This is a genomic window from Rhodoferax lithotrophicus, from assembly GCF_019973615.1.
Classification (GTDB): Bacteria; Pseudomonadota; Gammaproteobacteria; order Burkholderiales; family Burkholderiaceae_C; genus Rhodoferax; species Rhodoferax lithotrophicus.
Window position 1 is genome coordinate 3,425,600 of record NZ_AP024238.1, and the last position, 20,724, is coordinate 3,446,323.

General features: G+C 54.2%; 18 protein-coding genes and 6 tRNA genes. 8 read left to right on the plus strand and 16 right to left on the minus strand.

Annotated features, from left to right (window positions below; all coding sequences use genetic code 11):
- Positions 1 to 68: 68 nt before the first annotated feature.
- Positions 69 to 629 carry a GNAT family N-acetyltransferase gene (locus tag LDN84_RS15795; RefSeq protein ID WP_223904397.1) on the plus strand — a complete coding sequence of 187 codons (561 nt, stop codon included), beginning with the start codon at positions 69 to 71 and terminating at the stop codon, positions 627 to 629.
- Here LDN84_RS15795 and LDN84_RS15800 read toward each other — a convergent pair.
- On the minus strand, positions 615 to 1,181 hold the full coding sequence (locus LDN84_RS15800; protein WP_223904398.1) for a TetR/AcrR family transcriptional regulator: 567 nt from the start codon (positions 1,179 to 1,181) through the stop codon (positions 615 to 617). The genes LDN84_RS15795 and LDN84_RS15800 overlap by 15 nt on opposite strands.
- An 88-nt stretch (positions 1,182 to 1,269) precedes the next feature.
- Here LDN84_RS15800 and LDN84_RS15805 point away from each other — a divergent pair, with 88 nt between their 5' ends.
- Positions 1,270 to 1,737, plus strand: coding sequence for a nuclear transport factor 2 family protein (locus LDN84_RS15805; RefSeq protein ID WP_223904399.1), 468 nt, complete (start codon positions 1,270 to 1,272; stop codon positions 1,735 to 1,737).
- Between the two features lie 488 nt (positions 1,738 to 2,225).
- Entirely contained in the window at positions 2,226 to 2,753 is a 528-nt protein-coding gene (locus tag LDN84_RS15815; protein ID WP_223904401.1) for a GDP-mannose mannosyl hydrolase, read from the plus strand.
- Between the two features lie 143 nt (positions 2,754 to 2,896).
- Here LDN84_RS15815 and LDN84_RS15820 read toward each other — a convergent pair.
- The 15 genes from LDN84_RS15820 to LDN84_RS15890 form a co-directional block, all read right to left on the minus strand.
- A tRNA-Thr gene (locus LDN84_RS15820) sits at positions 2,897 to 2,972 on the minus strand.
- 29 nt (positions 2,973 to 3,001) lie between these two features.
- A complete protein-coding gene (locus LDN84_RS15825; RefSeq protein WP_223904402.1) occupies positions 3,002 to 4,006 on the minus strand; it encodes a class 1 fructose-bisphosphatase in 1,005 nt (334 codons plus the stop codon).
- Between the two features lie 35 nt (positions 4,007 to 4,041).
- Entirely contained in the window at positions 4,042 to 6,747 is a 2,706-nt protein-coding gene (pepN, locus tag LDN84_RS15830; protein WP_223904403.1) for an aminopeptidase N, read from the minus strand.
- Positions 6,731 to 7,447 (minus strand): HAD family hydrolase, encoded by a 717-nt coding sequence (locus LDN84_RS15835; protein ID WP_223904404.1) that lies wholly within the window; start codon positions 7,445 to 7,447, stop codon positions 6,731 to 6,733. Before LDN84_RS15835 ends, pepN begins: the two co-directional genes overlap by 17 nt.
- Positions 7,448 to 7,458: 11 nt before the next feature.
- A protein-coding gene (gene prfB, locus LDN84_RS15840) for a peptide chain release factor 2 (protein ID WP_223904405.1) occupies positions 7,459 to 8,563 on the minus strand; the annotation gives its coding sequence in 2 pieces (ribosomal slippage) (positions 7,459 to 8,481 and positions 8,483 to 8,563; 1,104 coding nt in all).
- Between the two features lie 57 nt (positions 8,564 to 8,620).
- Positions 8,621 to 9,523: an alpha/beta fold hydrolase gene (locus tag LDN84_RS15845; protein WP_223904406.1), complete on the minus strand. Its 903-nt coding sequence runs from the start codon at positions 9,521 to 9,523 to the stop codon at positions 8,621 to 8,623.
- Between the two features lie 232 nt (positions 9,524 to 9,755).
- A tRNA-Leu gene (locus LDN84_RS15850) sits at positions 9,756 to 9,848 on the minus strand.
- Positions 9,849 to 9,880: 32 nt separating this feature from the next.
- A tRNA-Cys gene (locus tag LDN84_RS15855) sits at positions 9,881 to 9,954 on the minus strand.
- Positions 9,955 to 9,999: 45 nt separating this feature from the next.
- A tRNA-Gly gene (locus LDN84_RS15860) sits at positions 10,000 to 10,075 on the minus strand.
- Between the two features lie 35 nt (positions 10,076 to 10,110).
- Positions 10,111 to 10,186, minus strand: a tRNA-Gly gene (locus LDN84_RS15865).
- A gap of 60 nt (positions 10,187 to 10,246) precedes the next feature.
- Complete coding sequence (lon, locus tag LDN84_RS15870) at positions 10,247 to 12,688, minus strand: endopeptidase La (RefSeq protein WP_223904407.1); 2,442 nt, start codon at positions 12,686 to 12,688, stop codon at positions 10,247 to 10,249.
- 120 nt (positions 12,689 to 12,808) lie between these two features.
- On the minus strand, positions 12,809 to 14,071 hold the full coding sequence (clpX, locus tag LDN84_RS15875) for an ATP-dependent Clp protease ATP-binding subunit ClpX (protein ID WP_223904408.1): 1,263 nt from the start codon (positions 14,069 to 14,071) through the stop codon (positions 12,809 to 12,811).
- 5 nt (positions 14,072 to 14,076) lie between these two features.
- A complete protein-coding gene (gene clpP / locus LDN84_RS15880) occupies positions 14,077 to 14,685 on the minus strand; it encodes an ATP-dependent Clp endopeptidase proteolytic subunit ClpP (protein ID WP_223913051.1) in 609 nt (202 codons plus the stop codon).
- Positions 14,686 to 14,824: 139 nt separating this feature from the next.
- Positions 14,825 to 16,135, minus strand: a complete 1,311-nt coding sequence (gene tig / locus LDN84_RS15885) for a trigger factor (RefSeq protein WP_223904409.1) — start codon at positions 16,133 to 16,135, stop codon at positions 14,825 to 14,827.
- A gap of 129 nt (positions 16,136 to 16,264) precedes the next feature.
- Positions 16,265 to 16,351 (minus strand) — tRNA-Leu (locus LDN84_RS15890).
- Positions 16,352 to 16,526: 175 nt separating this feature from the next.
- On the opposite strand from LDN84_RS15890, the gene LDN84_RS15895 reads away from it, so the two are divergent.
- Genes LDN84_RS15895 through LDN84_RS15915 form a run of 5 tightly spaced genes read left to right on the plus strand, consistent with a single transcriptional unit; the run spans position 16,527 to position 20,693 of the window.
- Positions 16,527 to 17,129 (plus strand): thermostable hemolysin, encoded by a 603-nt coding sequence (locus LDN84_RS15895; protein ID WP_223904410.1) that lies wholly within the window; start codon positions 16,527 to 16,529, stop codon positions 17,127 to 17,129.
- Positions 17,126 to 18,598: an AMP-binding protein gene (locus LDN84_RS15900; protein WP_223904411.1), complete on the plus strand. Its 1,473-nt coding sequence runs from the start codon at positions 17,126 to 17,128 to the stop codon at positions 18,596 to 18,598. Before LDN84_RS15895 ends, LDN84_RS15900 begins: the two co-directional genes overlap by 4 nt.
- On the plus strand, positions 18,595 to 19,260 hold the full coding sequence (locus LDN84_RS15905; protein WP_223904412.1) for an iron-containing redox enzyme family protein: 666 nt from the start codon (positions 18,595 to 18,597) through the stop codon (positions 19,258 to 19,260). Before LDN84_RS15900 ends, LDN84_RS15905 begins: the two co-directional genes overlap by 4 nt.
- Positions 19,251 to 20,042, plus strand: coding sequence for an SDR family oxidoreductase (locus LDN84_RS15910; protein ID WP_223904413.1), 792 nt, complete (start codon positions 19,251 to 19,253; stop codon positions 20,040 to 20,042). Before LDN84_RS15905 ends, LDN84_RS15910 begins: the two co-directional genes overlap by 10 nt.
- Positions 20,043 to 20,054: 12 nt before the next feature.
- On the plus strand, positions 20,055 to 20,693 hold the full coding sequence (locus LDN84_RS15915) for a TRAP transporter TatT component family protein (protein ID WP_223904414.1): 639 nt from the start codon (positions 20,055 to 20,057) through the stop codon (positions 20,691 to 20,693).
- The last annotated feature ends 31 nt before the right edge of the window (positions 20,694 to 20,724 follow it).

The window sequence follows — 20,724 nt, forward strand, 5'->3', positions numbered from 1 at the left end:
AATGGACCAATATCCACTTTAATTTGAATTAAGTCCATCATAGTGGACAACCACACCGGAGTGTAACTATGCAAATACGTGATGCCCAAACGGGCGACATTGAGGGAATCCTCGCTATTTACAACGATGCCGTGGCCAACACCAAGGCCATCTGGAATGAGCAGTTAGTGGATGCTGCCAACCGAGCCATCTGGCTGACGGATCGCCAACGGGCAGGCTACCCGGTGCTGGTGGCCGTTGACGAGCAGCAAAGTGTGCTCGGCTACGCCTCTTTTGGTGACTGGAGAGCCTTTGACGGCTACCGGCACACTGTTGAACACTCCGTGTATATACACAAAGATTGCCGTGGCGCGGGCATCGGCAAGGCATTGATGAAGACCCTGATTGAACGTGCCCAGGCTATTGGCAAACACGTCATGGTGGCAGGTATCGAGGCGACGAACATGGGCTCGATCGCGCTGCACAAGAAACTGGGGTTCAAGGAGGTAGGGTTGCTACCCGAGGTTGGCACCAAGTTTGGCCAGTGGCTTGATCTGGCGTTCTTGCAACTCCAACTGGACACACGAGTTCTTCCAGATGGCACGGCACCCGACACACACCAGGTGGCACGGGGTTCAGCTGGCCAGTAATGACTGCAAAACCCGCTGCAGTGCCTGCAACGCGGCATCAGGTTTGCCATCCATCTGCACGCGAATGATCGCACCGTCCACCGCCAGAGCCATGGCTTGTGCGACGGCTTCGCGCTGCTCGGATAGGACCAGCACGTTGGCAATGGCTACCATCATGTCATGCTTGTGGCGTTGCGCCATCTCGACCACACCGGGCAGGCTGGGCCCCAACTCGCCCACGCTGTTGATGAAGGCACAACCCCGAAAGTGGTCTGCACCAAACCATTCTGCCAAAGCCGGAATCAGCGCACCAGCGTTGCCACCATAACGTTGCAACGCATCGGTGAACCAGGCCATCCAGCGCTGATGCCGATAGTCCAGAAACGCCAGGATGAGATCGCTTTTGCTGGGAAAGTGTCGGTAGAACGTGACCTTGGTCACGCCCGATTCAGAAATCACCCGGTCGATCCCTGTCGCCCGGATACCGTCACGGTAAAACAACGTGTGTGCCGTTTGCAGAATGCGTTCGCGAGCGGGCAGACTCTGCACGGCGAGAGGTATTGTGGTTGGCATGGCTTGATTGTAGACAGGTCTGTCTACCACTGATAGACTATCACCAGTAGACAAGTCTGTCTACATCTCCAAATTCAAGGAACTCAAGATGCCCAACAAACCACCCCTGCCCCCTTTCAGCTTTGAAACCGCCAGCCAAAAAGTTCGCCTGGCCGAAGATGCCTGGAACACGCGAGACCCGCAACGCGTGGCCTTGGTCTACACCGAAGACACGCGTTGGCGCAACCGTGCCGAGTTTGCGCAGGGACGCGAACAAGTTCGTCAACTGCTGGCGCGCAAGTGGGCCAAAGAGCTGGACTACCGCCTGATCAAGGAACTCTGGGCCTTTGGAGAGCAGCGCATTGCGGTGCGTTTTGCCTACGAGTGGCATGACGACTCAGGCCACTGGTTTCGTTCTTACGGCAATGAAAACTGGGAATTTAATGCCCAGGGTTTGATGGCGCGGCGCGTTGCCAGTATCAACGACCTGCCGATCCAGCAAGCCGAACGCCAATTCCACTGGCCACTGGGCCGTCGCCCGGATGAGCACCCGTCCCTGAGCGATTTGGGGCTGTGAGCAGATATGAAGCATTGAAGCTGTTCGAACCAAAGCATGCCGCTTGGCCGTGGTTGTGCAAAGCAGCAAGGACGAACCGCGAAAACTTGAGCGTCTGCAAGAACCAGAAAAAGCCGTCCTCATTGCGGCAGTTGCGGCCGAGGTGGGTGCTCTGACCGTTGGCACCATTGGGACGCACTACCTATGCGCCAAGTGGCCTAGAACTGAGCTGGATACGCCACCCTGGTCAACCGTTTGGAAATGGCTCCAAGAGACAAATCACATGGCGTCTGGATGCCGACCTGATAGACACATTCAAGACATCCGGTGACGGTTGACAAACCCGCATCAATGCCGTGCTGCGTAATGCCGTGGTGCATGGTGTAGTGAAGGCCGGGTAACTGCGCGTGGTGATCGAACACAATCATGCATGTCAACCACAGCTATAGCTAAGCACATCGTTTGCCATCTGACTACAGCACCGCATATCCAATAAACTGTCCTAACCAATGAGCGCACCACTATTACCATCAGCCCAATTCTCACTAGCCTGTGCAGCTTTGCCTTTAGTGTCCATCGACTTGGTGTTAACCAACGTTGATGGTCAATTGCTACTTGGCAAGCGGAACAACGCCCCAGCTCGCGACTTCTGGTTCACTCCAGGAGGTCGCATACGGAAAAATGAACCATTGGCCCATGCAAAACTCCGCATTGCACGCGATGAGCTAGGCTTGCCTGCATCTGCATTGGAGCGGGCAATGCTGATGGGAGCTTGGGACCATTTTTACTCGGATAGTGCCTTTGACCCTATGGTTTCTACACATTACGTCAACCTCCCGTTATGGGTGCAATTAACCCGAGAGGAAGAAACCACCCTTCAACTGCCACAAGGACCCAGTGAGCAACATTCCCAATGGCAGTGGCTCCCCCTATCCCAAGCCAAGGAGGATCAAACTGTGCATCAGTATGTCCGTGCATATGCGCAGTGGGTTCTTTTACCGACAAGTCGAGGTTCCCTATTTGAAGCAACACTTTGAATAGATGGCAGCAAAGCAGAAGCATCCGTGCTCGGAGTCAAGTCAGCAGCTTGAGGCAGGCAACTTGCCTACAGATTGCCTGCAACCACGCAAAAGAGAAAGGGTTTGCTATTATTTTAATAATAGCAAACCCTTATTTAGCTTGGTGCCGGAGAGATGAATCGAACACCCGACCTTCTCATTACGAATGAGCTGCTCTACCGACTGAGCTACACCGGCTTGGAAAGACCAAGATTATAGCGGCCCGCTCATGCCTCTCTGTGATAACGGGTGACGCGTTCCACCTCGTTTTTGGAACCCATGAAGACACTCACGCGCTCATGCAATTGGGTCGGTGTGATGTCCATGATACGTTGCTTGCCATCCGTGGCTGCCCCCCCGGCTTGCTCAATCAACCAGCTCATGGGATTGGCTTCATACATCAAGCGCAGTTTGCCTGGTTTTTCGGGTTCACGTCTGTCCCAAGGGTACATGAAGACACCACCGCGGGTCAGGATGCGATGCACATCTGCAACCATACTGCCTACCCAGCGCATGTTGAAGTCTTTGCCACGCGAACCGTCCTTGCCTTGCAAGCATTCGTCAACGTACTTCTGCACCGGAGCTGCCCAATGACGCTGATTACTCATGTTGATGGCAAACTCCTTGGTGTCTTCGGGCACACGCAGGTTTTCTTCAGTCAACAGAAAAGAGCCCTGCTCACGATCCAACGTAAACACGGCAACGCCGTCGCCCACGGTAAGCACCAGTGTTGTTTGCGGACCATAAACGCAGTAGCCGGCGGCCACTTGTTTGCCCCCAGGCTGCAAGAAGTCCTGCTCAGACACGCCAACACCTTCTGGTTTCAGCAGCACGCTGAAGATGGTGCCGATGCTCACATTCACATCGATGTTGCTTGAGCCATCCAGCGGATCAAACATCAGCAGGTATTCACCTTGTGGGTAGCGGTTGGGCACCACGTAGATGCCCTCCATTTCCTCGCTGGCCATGGCGGCCAGATGGCCGCCCCATTCGTTGGCTTCGATCAGCACCTCGTTGGCAATGATATCGAGCTTTTTCTGCACTTCACCTTGCACGTTTTCGCTTTCGGCACTGCCCATCACTTCGCCCAGTGCCCCTTTGTTCACCGCCTGACTAATGCGTTTGCAAGCGCGGGCGACCACTTCCAGCAGCAAGCGAAGTTGGGATGGGATATGACCATCCATGCGCTGCTGCTCGACCAGGTAGCGCGTCAGGGAGATACGTTTTGGCATAGTTATGTGTCCTTGTAAATTTCAGGAAGAGGGGTTTAATCGGCCAGCGCGCGGCTGATCACTTCACGTACATCATTACTCAAGTCCGCTTTGGCGGCCACACGTTGCAGCGCAGCCTGGGCCGCATGGCGGTAAGGTTCGGCCAATTTCTTCCAACGATCCAGCGCACGTGCCAGACGTGCTGCCACTTGAGGGTTGATGGCATCGAGTTCCAGCACATGCTCGCTCCAGAACACATAGCCTGCAGCATCCGCACGGTGGAAGGCACCGGGGTTGGCGCTGCAGTAACTGAAGATCAGGCTGCGCGCCCGGTTGGGGTTGCGGATGTTGAAGTTGGGGTGCTTCAGCAGCTGACGCACCGCTGGCAACACCTGGCCTCCGCGATCAGTGCAACCTGCTTGCAATGCAAACCATTTGTCCAGCACCAGCTCTTCAAATTGGAACAAGCTGTGAAAGCGGGCCAGGGCCGGGGTAGCCAGGGCATGCCCGCTTTGAACCAACGCATTCAGGGCGTTGAAGCGGTCAGTCATGTTGTCAGCATCCTTGAAACGTTGATAGGCCTTGCCTGGCCAAATGGCATCACCTGAGGAGCGGGCTGCCAGGCACAAATAATTCAATGCCAAACCCGCCAAGGCACGACGGCCGCTGGACAAGGTGTCAGGCTGGTAAGCGCCATTTTGGCTATGTGCCGCATACGCCCATTGCCAGTCTTCAAACAACGCGGTGGCAAGTTGTTCACGCATGGCTTCACGTACGGCGTGAATCCGTTGTGGGTCAATCACCTCCAACTGGTCGGCGATATAGGTCTCAGACGGCAGTGTCAGCACCAGCTCTTTGAAGGCCGCATCCAGCGTGGGGTGGCGCAGCACCGCGCGCATAGCTGAAATATAAGTATCATTTTGGCCTATAGCGCTTGATCCACCTGCATCAGAAGCTATATATTTAATAGCTATTAACAAGGCCAAGCGTTGCCCGGCTTCCCAGCGGTTGAAGGGGTCAGGGTCATTGGCCAGCAAGGCCAGTAATTGGGCATCGGTGTAGGCATAGTCCACCACCACCGGAGCGCTAAAGCCGCGCAAAATAGAAGGTACGGGTTCTTCCAGCACCTTCTCGAACGTAATGGATTCGCTGGCCTGAGTCATGACAAACAGGTGGCTATCACCAACGTTGGACTGGCCATGCACCTGCAAAGGCAACGCGGCACCACTGGCTGCGCCGATCAAGCCCAGGCTGACCGGGATCACAAACGGCTCTTTGCTCTCTTGCCCCGGTGTGGCTGGGCAGCTTTGGGCAAAGTTCAGGGTATAGGTGTGAGCCTCAGCGTCATATGTGGCCGTGGCTGCGAGACGAGGTGTTCCAGCCTGGCTGTACCAGCGTTTGAATTGCGGCAGCAACTTGGCGAGTGCCGAATCCGGATTGGCATCAGCCACGGCCTGGGCGAAGTCGTCGCAGGTGACCGCGCTGCCATCGTGGCGGGCAAAGTACAGTGTCATGCCTTTGGCAAAACCAGCGCGACCCACCAAAGTTTGCATCATGCGCACCACTTCAGCACCTTTTTCGTAAATGGTGACGGTGTAGAAGTTGTTGATCTCGATGTAGCTGTCCGGGCGCACCGGGTGAGCCATCGGGCCGGCATCCTCGGGGAACTGGGCGGTGCGCAGCACCCGCACGTCTTCAATACGCTTGACGGCGCGGGCTGACGGGTCAGCGCACAGGTCCATGCTGAACTCCTGGTCGCGGAACACCGTCAGGCCTTCTTTCAGGCTGAGCTGGAACCAGTCGCGGCAGGTGATGCGGTTACCCGTCCAGTTGTGGAAATACTCGTGACCGACCACGCTCTCGATGTTGGCAAAGTCGACATCGGTGGCGGTAGCCTGATTCGCTAGCACGTACTTGGTGTTGAAGATGTTCAGGCCCTTGTTTTCCATCGCGCCCATGTTGAAGTCGCTGGTGGCGACGATCATGAAGCGCTCCAGATCCAGCGGCAGGCCAAAGCGGGCTTCGTCCCAGATCACCGATTTGATCAGCGACTGCATGGCGTGTTCGGTCTTGTCCATGTCGCCGGGACGCACATACACCTGCAACAGGTGCTCTTTGCCACTGCGCGAGATGATGTGTTGCTCGCGGCACACCAGTTTGCCGGCCACCAGGGCGAACAGGTAACAGGGTTTTTTGTGCGGATCGATCCAGGTGGCGAAGTGGCGGCCATCGTCCAGGTCACCACTGTCGGTCAGGTTACCGTTGGAGAGCAACACCGGGTATTTCTCTTTGTCGGCGCGCAGCGTCACGGTGAAGCTGGCCATCACATCTGGGCGATCCATGAAGTAAGTGATACGCCGGAAGCCTTCGGCCTCACACTGGGTGAAAAACGATTCATTGCTGACGTACAAGCCCATCAGCTTGGTGTTTTTGACCGGGGCGCAGGTGGTGAAAATTTCCAGTGCAAACGGCTCGTTGCCTTCAGGCAGATTCTCCAGCACCAGTTGGCCCGAATCCATCTTGAACGAGGTACCGGCACCGTTGACCAGTACGCGGGCCAGGTTTAGGTCGTCGCCATCCAGGCGCAGCGCTGCAGCGGGCACATCGGGGTTACGGCGCAACGTCATCTTGTTGAGGACGCGGGTTTTGGCCGGATCGAGGTCAAAACACAGGTGGACGGTATCGATCCAGAAAGCCGGCGCGGTGTAGTCCGCACGACGTACCACGGTGGCAGGGCCAGTTGAATCACGCAGTTGCAACATTGAGAGTCTCCAAAAATTTTGATTCCAACAGATCAAGGAAGTTGTTCGCCGCCGCCATCACATGAGGGCCGGCCAGTTGATGGGCTGGGTGACTGGTGCAAATGGCCACAGCGCGCATGCCCGCCCGGCGGGCAGCTTCAATACCAAAGGGCGCATCTTCAAACACAATACAGTTGTCTGCAGGTGTATTCAGGCGCTTGGCAACTTCTAAAAATATAGCAGGTTCGGGTTTACCAGCCAGACCTTCGTCACCACCTACCACGGGCGGCGGTGCGCCGGACAGTTGCAAATACTGCATGGCAAAAGCAATGTTATGACGGTCGCCCGCCGTGCCTACACCCACTCTCAGGCCCATGGCTTGTGCTTGAGCGAAAAAAAGCTTGAAGCCAGCCACTTCGGCAAACACCGGGCCAAAATTTTCGCGGTAAATGGCTTCTTTTTCGGCAATCAGCACCCAGGCTTCATCGTCCGGCATCGGGCGCTGGAACAGCTCACGCATACATTCGGCCCCGGTACGTCCGGTGGTGCGGCGCATCAAGTCTGGCAGGTCAACCGCCAGACCGTGGCGTTGGGCGAAAACTGCCCAGCTGTGTGCATGGTGGCCCATGGAGTCGATCATGGTGCCATCCATGTCGAAGATTAATGCATTAAATTGGCCTTTAGCGCTTGTTGAATAAGCGCTAGAAGCTATATTTTGCATAGCACCTGACATCACACACCCTGCTTCAAAGACGCTTCAATGAACTGATCCAGATCACCGTCCAGCACTTTTTGCGTGGCCGAGGTCTCGTAGTTGGTGCGCAGGTCTTTGATACGGCTGTTGTCCAGCACGTAGGAGCGGATCTGGTGGCCCCAGCCGACGTCGGTTTTACCGTCTTCGAGCTTTTGCTGCTCTTCCTGCTGCTTGCGCAACTCGTGGTCATAGAGTTTGGAGCGCAGGCGCTTCCAGGCTACGTCGCGGTTGCTGTGCTGGCTGCGGCCGTCCTGACACTGCACCACGATGCCGGTGGGGATGTGCGTCATGCGCACCGCCGAGTCGGTCTTGTTGATGTGCTGACCGCCCGCGCCACTAGCACGGAAGGTGTCGATGCGCACGTCGCTGGGGTTGATGTTGATCTCGATCGAATCATCAATCTCCGGGTAGACAAACACGCTGGCAAAGCTGGTGTGGCGGCCACCGGAAGAGTCAAACGGGCTCTTGCGCACCAGGCGGTGCACGCCGGTTTCGGTGCGCAGCAGGCCAAAAGCGTATTCACCTTCCACTTTGAATGATGCGCCTTTGATACCAGCGGTGTCGCCCGGGGTTTCGTCTTCAATCTCAGTTTTGAAACCCTTGCGCTCACAGTAGCGCAGGTACTGGCGCAGCAGCATGCTGGCCCAGTCGCAGGCTTCGGTGCCGCCCGCACCGGCCTGGATGTCCAGAAAACAGTTCAGCGGGTCGGCCGGGTTGTTGAACATGCGGCGGAACTCCAGCCCCTTGACGATCTCTTCGAGCTTGGCGACTTCGGCCTCGATGGTGATCAGCCCGGCTTCGTCGTTGTCGTCGCGGCTCATCTCAAACAACTCGGTGTTGTCAGACAGTTCGCGCTGCAGGTCATCAATGGTGACCACCACGCCGTCCAGCGCTTTTTTCTCTTTGCCCAGCTCCTGGGCGCGTTTCGGGTCGTTCCAGACGGTCGGATCTTCCAGCGAGGCGTTGACGGTTCTCAGGCGCTCAAATTTGGCATCGTAGTCAAAGATACCCCCGTAATTCAAGGGTGCGGGCCGTCAGGTCGGTCAATTGGTTGCCAATGGCGTTGATGCGTTCTGCTTCCATGGGAGAAATCCTGTTCTTGCGTTGTGACAAATAAACGCGGATTTTCTCATGGCAGGCTTACCCGATGAAACGCTCGATCAAATCAGCCACCGCCTGCGGCTGATCGTGGTGCAGCATGTGACCACAGTCGTCGACCTGGGCGATCTGGACATTGGCCACAGACTTCAGCCGTTCATGGTGTTGCGCCAGCGTGAATTTCCCCTTCCACCAGATCGCCATGCTGTCGTCCGAGGCTTCCAGCATCAGCGTCGGGGCGGTGATGGCGCGGTAAATGGCCAGCGCCTCGTCCGCGCGGTAGAGCTGGGCCGTGGTGATCTTGTGCGCTGCTTCGCCCAGAATTGACCATTGCCCAGGTGTCAGTTCAGCCGACCAGTGGCTGGCCAGCCAGCGGGCCTTGTCAGCAGTCAGTCGTCGGTTGGTCTTCATCAAGCGCCCAGCTACGGCTTCCAGCGAGTCATAGGTTTTGAGCAGCATGCCTCCCTGGGCCTGCTGCTTGAGCTCATCCATCCACTGGGCGTATTTGCCCGCCGCCTGCTCGGGCTGGGTGGCCGGCATGCCAAAGCCCTCCAGATTGATCAGGCGGCGCACGCGCTCGGGGCGTATCCCAGCGTACAGCATGACCACGTTGCCGCCCATACTGTGGCCAACCAGATTCACGGCCTGGCCCGGTGCGTAATGATCCAGCAGTGCATCCAGATCGGCCAGGTAGTCGGGATACCAAAAACAATCTGCCCCACCAGAGGCAGTCAGCCCAAAGCCACGCCAATCGGGGGCAATGATGAAGTGATTGGCCTGGAGGGCATCCACCACAAACTGAAAGCTGGCAGCCACGTCCATCCAGCCGTGCACCAGCACCAACGGGGTTTTACCGGGCGCTGGGCTACCCCAACAACGAACGTGGTAGTTGAGGGAGCGAATAGGAACAAACTCGCTCTTGGAAATGCGTTGAATTGAGTACATCTGGTCAATCATAAAGAGAAAAAACCGTACCCGTCAGTCAAGCCAGTGACAAGGCAAAACCTATCACTCAGCCTCGCTTGGCATCCTAGCCGCCATGTCAAGTGGCACTGGATCACGCTGACTTATAACCCGGTAAGCCCTAGCTAAGTGCTCATGATGCGGCAATGAAGAAGATGAGCAGGCGAACCTTGAATGATGGTTCATCTTGGTTTTTCACAATTTAAAAACCAGATGGTGCCCGAGACCGGAATCGAACCGGTACGCCCGTTATTCACGAAGCGGCGGATTTTAAGTCCGATGTGTCTACCTATTTCACCACTCGGGCAAGGCTTGTATTGTGAATACAAACCTGAATTCTGGAGGCGCGACCCAGAGTCGAACTGGGCTCCACGGATTTGCAATCCGTTGCATAACCGATTTGCTATCGCGCCAAACACCTTACAAAAAAGGGAAGCTTAGCTTCCCTTTTTAATAATTGGAGCGGGAAAAGAGTCTCGAACTCTCGACCTCAACCTTGGCAAGGTTGCGCTCTACCAACTGAGCTATTCCCGCAAAATGCAAATAAACATCTGCATCAAAAGAAACTATGGAGCGGGAAAAGAGTCTCGAACTCTCGACCTCAACCTTGGCAAGGTTGCGCTCTACCAACTGAGCTATTCCCGCGTTTCAAGCCCTAAATTATAACGTTATTTTAGAGCTCATCCTGAATTTGACGAGAATTTATCAATGTTTAATTGTTCCAGCCGACCCTGTTGGTGCCAGCTCCGTCGAAACCGAGGTAACCACAGCAGGATCATCCTCAGGCAATGGTGTAGGCATACGTTCCAGCGCAATTTCAAGCACTTTGTCAATCCAGCGCACAGGCACAATCTCAAGACCATTTTTGACATTTTCAGGGATATCTTGCAAATCTTTTGCATTTTCCTCTGGAATCACCACGGTTTTAATTCCACCGCGCAGCGCAGCCAATAACTTTTCTTTCAACCCACCAATGGCAGTTACCTCGCCACGCAGAGTGATTTCTCCTGTCATGGCCACATCACAGCGCACAGGAATACCGGTCATCGCAGAAACAAAAGCTGTCGTCATGGCGGCCCCTGCACTCGGCCCATCTTTGGGTGTTGCACCATCAGGAACGTGAATATGAATGTCTTTCTTTTCAAAAAATTCGTCCTTGATCCCCAGTCGGTGTGAACGGCTACGCACAACGGTGCGAGCGGCCTCTACAGACTCTTTCATCACGTCACCCAAAGATCCGGTCCGCGTGATCACACCCTTACCGGTCATCATGGCCGCTTCAATGGTGAGTAAATCCCCTCCCACTTCAGTCCACGCCAAACCAACAACTTGACCAACCTGATTTTTCTTCTCAGCACGACCATAGTCGTATTTACGGACACCCAAAAATTCGTTCAGGTTTTCACCGATCACTTTGACTTGTGGCTTGAACTGCTTCAACTGCAAACCTTTGACGACTTTGCGGCAAATTTTCGAAATTTCACGCTCAAGCGAGCGAACCCCAGCCTCTCGCGTGTAATAGCGCACGATGTCACGCATAGCATCTTCCGTGATCAACAACTCGGATTCTTTAACCCCATTGTTCTTGAGTTGTTTGGGCAGCAAGTATCTGATCGCAATGTTGGTTTTCTCATCTTCGGTATAACCCGATAAACGAATCACTTCCATGCGATCCAGCAAAGCTGGAGGAATATTCATGGAGTTGGATGTCGCTACAAACATCACATCACTCAAATCAAAATCAACTTCGACGTAATGGTCGCCAAATTTATGATTTTGTTCAGGATCAAGCACCTCAAGCAGTGCGCTTGACGGATCACCCCGGAAATCAGTTCCCAACTTATCTATTTCATCCAGCAAGAACAACGGGTTTCGTGTCCCCACCTTTGACAGACTTTGCATCACTTTGCCCGGCATAGCACCAATATATGTCCGGCGATGTCCCCGAATTTCGGCTTCATCACGCACACCACCCAGTGCCATGCGCACATATTTACGCCCTGTTGCTTTGGCAATAGACTGACCCAATGATGTCTTACCGACACCGGGTGGTCCGACAAGACACAAAATAGGTGCCTTCACCTTATCAACCCGCTGCTGAACCGCAAGGTATTCAAGAATACGGTCTTTTACCTTGTCAAGGCCATAATGATCCTCATTAAGTACCGTTTCTGCATTTGTCAGGTTGTGCTTAATTTTGGTTTTTCCCGCCCACGGTAAACCGGTTAACACGTCAATATAGTTACGCACCACTGTAGCTTCAGCGGACATAGGTGACATTAGTTTTAGTTTTTTCAGCTCACCATCCACTTTTTTTAATGCCTCTTTGGGCATCTTGGCAGCCTTGATTTTTTTCTCGATTTCGTTGATGTCAGCGCCATCTTCTCCTTCGCCTAATTCTTTCTGAATGGCTTTAACTTGCTCATTCAAATAAAAATCACGCTGATTCTTCTCCATTTGCCGTTTCACCCGTCCGCGAATCTTTTTATCCACATTCAGAATGTCAACTTCGCGCTCAATCTGTTCAAACAGATTTTCCAGACGATCACGCACACCAGACAGGTCCAACACCGCTTGCTTGTTCTCCAGCTTAAGCGGCAAATGAGCAGCAATGGTGTCAGCCAAACGACCAGGATCATCAATACTGGAAATTGAAGTTAAGATTTCAGGGGGAATTTTCTTGTTGAGTTTGACGTATTGATCAAACTGCTGCATCACCGCGCGCCGCAAAGCTTCAATTTCACTGACCTTGGCGCGCGACTGAGTATCTGATTCCGGCGGTACTTCAACCGGAGTCACCGTAGCAGTAAACAGCAGTTCACCGTCTTCAATATGCGTCACCGTAGCACGCTGCTGCCCCTCAACCAAAACCTTGACTGTGCCATCTGGGAGTTTGAGCATTTGCAAAATAGTCGACACACAACCCATGTCAAACATGTCCGACACAGCAGGATCATCTTTGGCTGCAGCTTTTTGAGCAACCAGCATGATCCGTCTGTCAGCATTCATGGCAGCTTCAAGTGCCTTGATACTCTTGGGCCGCCCAACAAATAAAGGAATCACCATGTGTGGAAAAACCACTACATCACGCAAAGGCAATAGCGGCAAATCAATCGAAGCAGCAGGCAGTAGGGTGTGATCAGACATATAAAGTCCTCTTTAAACCTGTTGAAGGAGAAGCGCGCCTGCCACAATGACAGTGGCAGGCAATTATTTTGAATGCATTTTGACCTTATCAGGACAAAACACATCTATAAGCAGAACAAATCAGGCCTTTTTGGCCACCTCACGGTACACCAGCAAAGGCTGCTTGTTCTCTTCGATAGTGGACTCATCCAAAACGACTTTTTCAACATTTGGCGTATTTGGCAGGTCAAACATGGTGTCAATCAGGGCTTGCTCCAGAATGGAGCGCAAACCACGCGCCCCTGTCTTGCGTGCCAATGCCTTTTTAGCAATTGCCTTCAATGCATTCGGCCTGATCTCCAGATCAACCCCTTCCATGGACAGCAATTTACTGTATTGCTTGACCAAGGCATTTCTCGGTTCAGTGAGAATTTGCACCAAAGTTTCTTCGCTGAGTTCACCTAAAGTAGCCACTACAGGCATACGCCCTACCAACTCAGGAATCAGTCCAAACTTGATCAAATCTTCTGGCTCAACCTCTTTGAACACGTCGGTCAGGTTGCGGTTTTGCTTACTTTTCACGGCTGCACCAAAACCAATGCCAGAGGACTCGGTCCGGTTGTCAATTACCTTCTCGAGCCCCGCAAATGCCCCACCACAAATAAACAAAATATTGGTGGTATCCACCTGCACAAAATCCTGATTCGGGTGCTTACGCCCACCTTGTGGAGGAACACTGGCCATCGTGCCCTCAATCAGTTTGAGCAAGGCTTGCTGAACACCTTCACCAGACACATCCCGGGTAATGGAGGGATTATCGGATTTGCGCGAAATTTTATCGATTTCGTCAATATAAACAATGCCACGCTGCGCCCGCTCAACCTCATAGTTGCAACTTTGCAATAGTTTGAGCACGATGTTTTCCACGTCCTCACCCACATACCCTGCTTCAGTGAGTGTGGTGGCATCTGCCATAACAAAAGGCACATCCAGCATACGCGCCAAAGTTTGCGCCAACAATGTTTTGCCTGAGCCTGTCGGACCAATCAGCAAGATATTGCTTTTGGACAACTCTACATCATCCTTGTTGGATTTTTCCTGGTGCCGTAGCCGCTTGTAATGGTTATAGACTGCCACAGCCAAAATGCGCTTGGCTGGCTCTTGTCCGATCACATAGTTATCAAGATTCGCTTTGATTTCAGCAGGCGTGGGCAATTCATTTTTAGCGACAGTTTCAGTGGTTGCTGGCAATTCATCACGGATGATTTCGTTACACAGTTCAATACACTCATCACAAACAAATACCGATGGCCCAGCGATGAGTTTTTTAACCTCATGCTGACTTTTTCCACAAAACGAGCAATACAACGTTTTCTCGCCAGAGGTGCCTTTTTTTTCGGCCATGAGAACTACGCCCTTTTAGAAATAACCTGGTCAATCAGACCATATTCTTGGCACTCTTGCGCCGACATGTAGTAGTCACGCTCGGTATCACGTGCAATACGCTCCAACGGTTGACCGGTACGGTCAGCCAAAATCTGGTTTAGTTGCTCTCGTGTCTTCAAAATCTCACGCGCGGCAATTTCAATTTCCGTGGCCTGCCCCTGGCTGCCACCGGAGGGCTGGTGAATCATGATCTTTGAATTAGGCAAAGCAAAACGCTTGCCCTTTTCACCTGCGGCCAACAAGAAAGCTCCCATACTCGCCGCCATACCGGTGCACAAAGTTGACACCTGGGGTTTGATAAAGTTCATGGTGTCAAAAATCGCCATGCCGGCGCTGACCGAGCCACCGGGTGAATTGATGTAAAAAGAAATATCCTTGTCAGGATTTTCGCTTTCCAAAAACAATAACTGCGCCACGACCAGATTAGCCACATAGTCATTCACTGGGCCCACCAAAAAAATCACCCGCTCCTTGAGCAGACGCGAATAAATGTCGTAAGACCGCTCGCCGCGGCCTGACTGTTCGATCACCATGGGCACCATGCCCAAGCCTTGTGGGGCCATTGCACTCATTTGAAAATTCATCTTGACTCCAAAAATCTTGCTCTACTGTAGCTAAAAAACATGGCCTCAATGCAAATGGGGCTTGTTTGCTGGACTACAAGTCCGGCACAAGCCCCATTTTTAACCGTTTAAACGGAAGAAAACCGTCTTAATTCTGTGCCATCAGCTCATCAAACGTCACCGATTTCTCACTCACCTTAGCTTTGGAGAGCACAAAGTCAGTCACATTGTTCTCAAGCACAAGGGCTTCCACTTCCGCCAAGCGATTGTTGTCGCTGAAATACCAACGCTCAACTTCTGCGGGTTTTTCATAGCTAGCAGCCAACTCCTGAATATGCGCCTTAATTTGATCCATGGTAGCTTGCAGGGCATTGGCACGTACCAACTCAGCCACGACCAAACCCAAACGTACGCGGCGCTCAGCTTGTGGCTTGAACACATCTTCAGGAATAGCTACTTTATCCGCGTCTTTAATACCGCGTTGCTTCAAATCAGCACGCGCTCCCTCAAGCAGGCGTTGCACTTCAGCCTGAACGCTAGCATTGGGTAAATCCAACTCAGCCTTGGAAACCAAAGCATCCATCACTGCGGCTTTATTACGACTCAGCAAACGGGATTTCACCTCACGATCAAGATTCTTCTTGATGTCAGTACGCAAACCTTCCACCGTTGCATCTTCAATACCCAAAGATTTAGCCAAGGCTTCGTTTACTTCGGGCAAATGAGCAGCTTCGATCTTCTTCACCGTCACCATGAAATCAGCGGTTTTGCCCGCGACATCTTTGCCATGGTAATCGGCCGGGAAAGCCAAGGGAAAGGTTTTGCTTTCGCCAGATTTCATACCGCGTGTGGCTTCCTCAAACTCTTTGAGCATCTGACCATCACCCAAAATAAACTGGAAATCCGCAGCCTTGCCACCCTCAAAGGTCTCACCATCAATCTTGCCTTCAAAGTCAACCGTCACACGATCACCATCTTGGGCGGCTGCATCATGCGGACGCTGTGAAAAGGTACGACGCTGTTTTCGCAAAATATCAACCGTCTTGTCAATTGCAGAATCAGACACTTCAGTTGCAATTTTTTCAATTTCCGCCGTGCTCAAATCACCAATTTGGACTTCAGGAAAAACTTCAAACACAGCCTCAAATGTCAACTCACCTTCAGGTGCACCTTCTTTTTCATTGATTTTGGGCTGACCTGCAACACGCAGCTTGGCTTCGTTGGCAGCGTTAAAAAAAGCTTCGCCAACTTTGTCGTTCATGACTTCATATTGAACCGAATAGCCATAGCGCTGTGAAACCACGTTCATGGGCACTTTACCTGGACGAAAACCATCCATCTTCATGGTACGTGCCAGTTTCTTCAAACGAGCAGTCACTTCAGACTGAATGGCTTGCACAGGCAGACTCAACGTCATTTTGCGTTCAAGCTTTTCAAGAGTTTCAACAACAACGGCCATGGTCATTCTCCAAATTAAATAGGTGGTCAAGCGTCCGCTGCGGTAAAACTCTTGGCCATACTGCAAAGGACACAAAAAAGCTCTTACCCGGTTGCCATTCAACAGGGCAAAGTCAGCAAATTCTCATCGTGGTGCGCGGGGCGGGACTCGAACCCGCACAGTGTTGCCACCGTCAGGACCTAAACCTGGTGCGTCTACCAATTTCGCCACCCGCGCTAACTTAACAGGGCAGCCTTAACAGCCACCCCTGGAAATAGGTCAACTGTGGATTTTAACCCGCACTGAACCCGACATTTCATCAACCTCAACCCGCAAAGAAGGTTAAGAACAGCTTAAGAATGATTTTTTAGACTGCCATCAACGCTTCAGTCCACCCAACCCACGTTATTCCATGAACAACGCCCAACGCAAGATCTTTCAAGCACCCATGCCAACCATCTCTGCACGCCATGTGGACCAACATTCTCCACGCAGGCAGGAAGCTGAAAATTTCATCAAACGCATCTTTGCAGACCGCTACAACGCCAAAGTGACCTCGTTCACACCCAACTTGATGGTACTGGAGCAGCGCGGAGCCATCGTTGCAGCAGCGGGCTGGCGCAGTGCCAAGGATTCAACGCTTTTTCTGGAGCGTTATCTGGACACACCCATTGAGCACGCCATGGCGCATCTTGCGCCCAGCCCCATCAGTCGTGACCGCATTGTGGAAGTGGGCCACCTGGCCGCCCAAAGACCAGGCAGCAGCATTTTCCTGTTTCGCGCCATGGCGAACTATTTGCATGCCGAAGGCTTTGAGTGGGTCGCCTCCACGGCCACACAAGAACTGGTGGGCATCTTCTCCAAGCTGGGTTTGCCACCTCTGGCACTGGCTGCGGCCAACCCAGAACGTTTGAACGGTCAGGCCAGCAACTGGGGCAGTTATTACGACACCCAGCCCATCGTTGCCGCCGGACGAATCAAAGCCGCCCTGCAACGCATGAACGCACAAGCATGAGTACCTCTCTCCTACTGGATGTGCTGGCGCTACGACCCGACCGCCCGGCCCTGTCCGACCACGAGCAAAGCCTGAGCGCTGCTGAAGTCATCTCAGCGGTGCATGAGATGGCCAACAAACTCACTGATTGCCAAGTCATCGCGGTGCTGGCGGACAACAGTGTGAACTGGGTTCTGGCCGATCTGGCAGCACTGCATCTGGATGCGGTGCATTTGCCCTTGCCCACTTTTTTCAGCCCGGCGCAAATGGTCAACGCGCTGACGCAAGCCGGTGTCGATACCGTGTTGACCGATCAGCCCGAACGAATCACCTCCTTGGGGCTAGGCTTTGAATGCCGTTGGACACAGGGCTTACTCAGCTTGATGTGCCGCCAAGCGACGCGGCCCGCCTTGCCCAAGGGTTGCGCCAAAATCTCTTTCACCTCCGGCAGCACCGGCTCCCCCAAGGGCGTTTGCCTGAGTGCCACCGGTTTGATGGCCACTGCCAAAGCCATACAAACCACCCTGTCCCCCCTGGACATTGGCAAACATCTAGCCGTTTTACCACTGAGCCTGCTGCTGGAAAACAGTGCAGGGATTTATGCCGCATTACTCAACGGCTCACAAGTCCACCTCCCCAGCTTGGCCAGTCTGGGCTGGCGTGGCATGGCCGGGTTTGACCCTGCGGCCTTGCAGCAAAGCGCCATGGCGGCTCGGCCCAACAGCATGATCCTGGTGCCCGAATTGCTGAAAGTCTGGACACTTTATTTGCTCGCCACCCAGCAACATGCACCCGACAGCCTGCGGTTTGTGGCCGTCGGTGGAGCCCATGTTGACCCGGCTCTGATCAGGCAGGCGCGGCACGCCGGAATTCCCGCCTTTGAGGGTTATGGCCTGACGGAATGTGGCTCGGTGGTCAGTCTGAACCAACCCGGCGATGAAGGCACGGGCGTGGGCCGCGTCTTGCCGCATGTGCAATTGCGCCTGGACCACGGCGAAGTTCACCTGCAGACATCCGCCTTTCTGGGCTACACCGGCAGCCCTGCCTTACCCGCACAAGCCTCGCACGAATTCGCTACCGGCGACTTGGGCCAGCTGGATGCACAAGGCCACTTGCATTTGATGGGCCGCAGCAAAAACCTGCTGATCAGCAGCTTTGGTCGCAACATTTCACCCGAATGGGTCGAATCCGTGCTGCTGGCGCAAAACGCGATTCTGCAAGCCGTGGTCCTGGGTGATGCCCGCCCCTGGTTGGCGGCTGTGGTCGTGCCGATGCCTGGCATGACCCAGGCTCAAGTTGATGCGGCCATCTCACAAGCCAATACACAACTTCCTGACTATGCTCGCGTCAAACGCTGGCTCATCAGTGCGCCAATGACTCTGACCAACGGTTTGGCCACCGGCAATGGCCGCCCCATGCGCAGCGCGATTGCCCAACACTTTGCCCAGGCCATCGACTCCCTTTACAGCACAGAAGAGACCACCTCATGACGTTTTACGAACAACTCATCAGCGCCACCGAAGTCAACCGCGGCTATCTGCTGTCAGCCCCGCTGGTTTCTGACTGTTTGCAAGGGCGTGCCCAACTCAAAGACTACCTGGCCTTTCTCAGCCAGGCCTACCACCATGTGCGTCACACCACACCACTGCTGATGTCACTCGGCGGGCGCTTGCCCGAGCGGCTGGCCTGGCTGCGCCGCGCTGTGGCTGAGTACATTGAAGAAGAAATTGGCCATGAAGAATGGATTCTGAATGACATCAGCGCCGCCGGTGGCGATGCCGATGCGGTGCGGGCCAGCCGCCCCGACCTGCCCGCCGAACTGATGGTGGCTTATGCCTACGACCTGATTAACCGTGGCAACCCGGCCGGTTTTTTCGGCATGGTGTTTGTGCTGGAGGGCACCAGCGTGGCCCTGGCCCTGATGGCTGCCGACAAAATTCAGCACGCGCTGCAACTACCTGATACCGCCTTCTCCTACCTGCGCTCCCACGGCACACTCGACCAGGAACACACCAAACACCTGGCCGTCTTGCTGGAACAAATGACCCCCGAAGACCAGCAGGAAGTGCTGCGCTGCGCCAAGGTGTTTTACAAACTCTATGGCGACGTGTTCCGGGGTTTGACCGACACACAGGTGGCCCCATGCAACTGAACTCTGCCCGCGTCGTCCTCACGGGAGCCAGCGGCGGCCTGGGCCAGACCCTGGCGCAACAGCTGGTGCAGCATGGAGCCCATGTGCTGCTGGCGGGGCGCGATGCAGCCAAACTCCAGGCGCTGGCCAACCGACTCGGCAGTGCCTCCCACATCTGCGTGGCCGACCTGACACAAACTCAAGGCGTTGCAGATCTGACCCAAGCAGCCCAAACATTCAAAGCCAATGTATTGATCAACAATGCCGGCATCAGCGCCTTTGGCCTGCTGCAAGACCAAACCTGGGACACGGTTGAGCAGGTGATACAAACCAACCTGATGGCCCCGTTGCGGCTGACCCATGCCTTGTTGCCCCACCTGCTCAGCCAGCCACAGGCCAGCATTGTTAATGTGGGTTCGGCCTTTGGCAGCTTGCCCTTTGCCGGTTTTGCTGCCTATTCCAGCGCTAAGGCCGGCCTACGCGGGTTTTCTCAAAGCTTGCGTCGGGAATTGGCCAACAGCCAAGTCCACGTGTTACATGTCGCCCCGCGTGCCATCAACACCGCGCTCAACAGCCCAGCTGTCAATGCCCTCAACCGCGCGCTGGGCAATACCAGTGACAGCCCTGAAGCCGTGGCGACCCACCTGCTGAATGCCTTGGCCCAAAACCGCAGCGAGTTACACATTGGCTTTCCAGAGCGCCTGTTTGCCTGGCTCAACGGCTTTGCCCCCGCTCTGATTGACCGTGGCCTGGCCGGCAAACTGGCCACCATTCAACAACATGCCCAAACCCCTCAACCCTGACACCCTGCCATCATGAAAAAAACCTTCATCCGCCTCCCGCTGGCTGCCCTGCTTTTGAGTGCCGGCCTGTGTTTTGCCAGCAACAACGACACGCTGGTGCGCCCGATTCAAGACCAATGGGCCCAGATCAAATACAAGCAAGATGCCAAGCAGCACGCTGACGCTTACCGCGCCCTGGCAGAACTTGCTGGCAAATTGGCTGAAAGCCACCCCACCCAGGCCGAACCGCTGATCTGGCAAGGTATTGCCGTCTCCAGCGAAGCCGGAGCCAAAGGCGGCCTGGGCGCACTGTCACTGGCCAAACAAGCCAAATTGCTGTTTGAGCAAGCCATTCAGCTTGACGGCAGCGCCCTTGATGGCTCGGCCTACACCAGCCTGGCCACGCTGTACGCCAAGGTACCTGGCTGGCCGCTGGGTTTTGGAGACAAGGCCAAAGCCGACGAGTTGTTCAAAAAAGCCCTGGCCCTGAACCCGCAAGGCATTGACAGCAACTTTTTGTACGCCGACTTCCTGGCCGATCAAGGCAAAAACCCTGAAGCCGCCAAACATCTGGATGCTGCCCTCAAGGCCGCTCCACGCCCTGGGCGTGAAATGGCCGACGCAGGCCGCAAACAAGAGATTGAGGCCCTGCTGAAGAAGGTCAAGCCCTGAAAATTTATAAAAAATCAGGCTCTAGCGCTCA

Bases quoted from the DNA above. Each gene is read 5' to 3' on its own strand.
- LDN84_RS15915 (WP_223904414.1), top strand. From the start codon at position 20,055: ATGAAAAAAACCTTCATCCGCCTCCCGCTGGCTGCCCTGCTTTTGAGT.
- lon (WP_223904407.1), bottom strand. From the start codon at position 12,688: ATGTCTGATCACACCCTACTGCCTGCTGCTTCGATTGATTTGCCGCTA.
- tig (WP_223904409.1), bottom strand. From the start codon at position 16,135: ATGGCCGTTGTTGTTGAAACTCTTGAAAAGCTTGAACGCAAAATGACG.
- LDN84_RS15800 (WP_223904398.1), bottom strand. From the start codon at position 1,181: ATGCCAACCACAATACCTCTCGCCGTGCAGAGTCTGCCCGCTCGCGAA.
- LDN84_RS15845 (WP_223904406.1), bottom strand. From the start codon at position 9,523: ATGTACTCAATTCAACGCATTTCCAAGAGCGAGTTTGTTCCTATTCGC.
- pepN (WP_223904403.1), bottom strand. From the start codon at position 6,747: ATGTTGCAACTGCGTGATTCAACTGGCCCTGCCACCGTGGTACGTCGT.
- LDN84_RS15835 (WP_223904404.1), bottom strand. From the start codon at position 7,447: ATGCAAAATATAGCTTCTAGCGCTTATTCAACAAGCGCTAAAGGCCAA.
- LDN84_RS15795 (WP_223904397.1), top strand. From the start codon at position 69: ATGCAAATACGTGATGCCCAAACGGGCGACATTGAGGGAATCCTCGCT.
- LDN84_RS15900 (WP_223904411.1), top strand. From the start codon at position 17,126: ATGAGTACCTCTCTCCTACTGGATGTGCTGGCGCTACGACCCGACCGC.
- LDN84_RS15815 (WP_223904401.1), top strand. From the start codon at position 2,226: ATGAGCGCACCACTATTACCATCAGCCCAATTCTCACTAGCCTGTGCA.
- LDN84_RS15905 (WP_223904412.1), top strand. From the start codon at position 18,595: ATGACGTTTTACGAACAACTCATCAGCGCCACCGAAGTCAACCGCGGC.
- LDN84_RS15895 (WP_223904410.1), top strand. From the start codon at position 16,527: ATGAACAACGCCCAACGCAAGATCTTTCAAGCACCCATGCCAACCATC.
- LDN84_RS15910 (WP_223904413.1), top strand. From the start codon at position 19,251: ATGCAACTGAACTCTGCCCGCGTCGTCCTCACGGGAGCCAGCGGCGGC.
- LDN84_RS15805 (WP_223904399.1), top strand. From the start codon at position 1,270: ATGCCCAACAAACCACCCCTGCCCCCTTTCAGCTTTGAAACCGCCAGC.
- clpP (WP_223913051.1), bottom strand. From the start codon at position 14,685: ATGAGTGCAATGGCCCCACAAGGCTTGGGCATGGTGCCCATGGTGATC.
- LDN84_RS15825 (WP_223904402.1), bottom strand. From the start codon at position 4,006: ATGCCAAAACGTATCTCCCTGACGCGCTACCTGGTCGAGCAGCAGCGC.
- clpX (WP_223904408.1), bottom strand. From the start codon at position 14,071: ATGGCCGAAAAAAAAGGCACCTCTGGCGAGAAAACGTTGTATTGCTCG.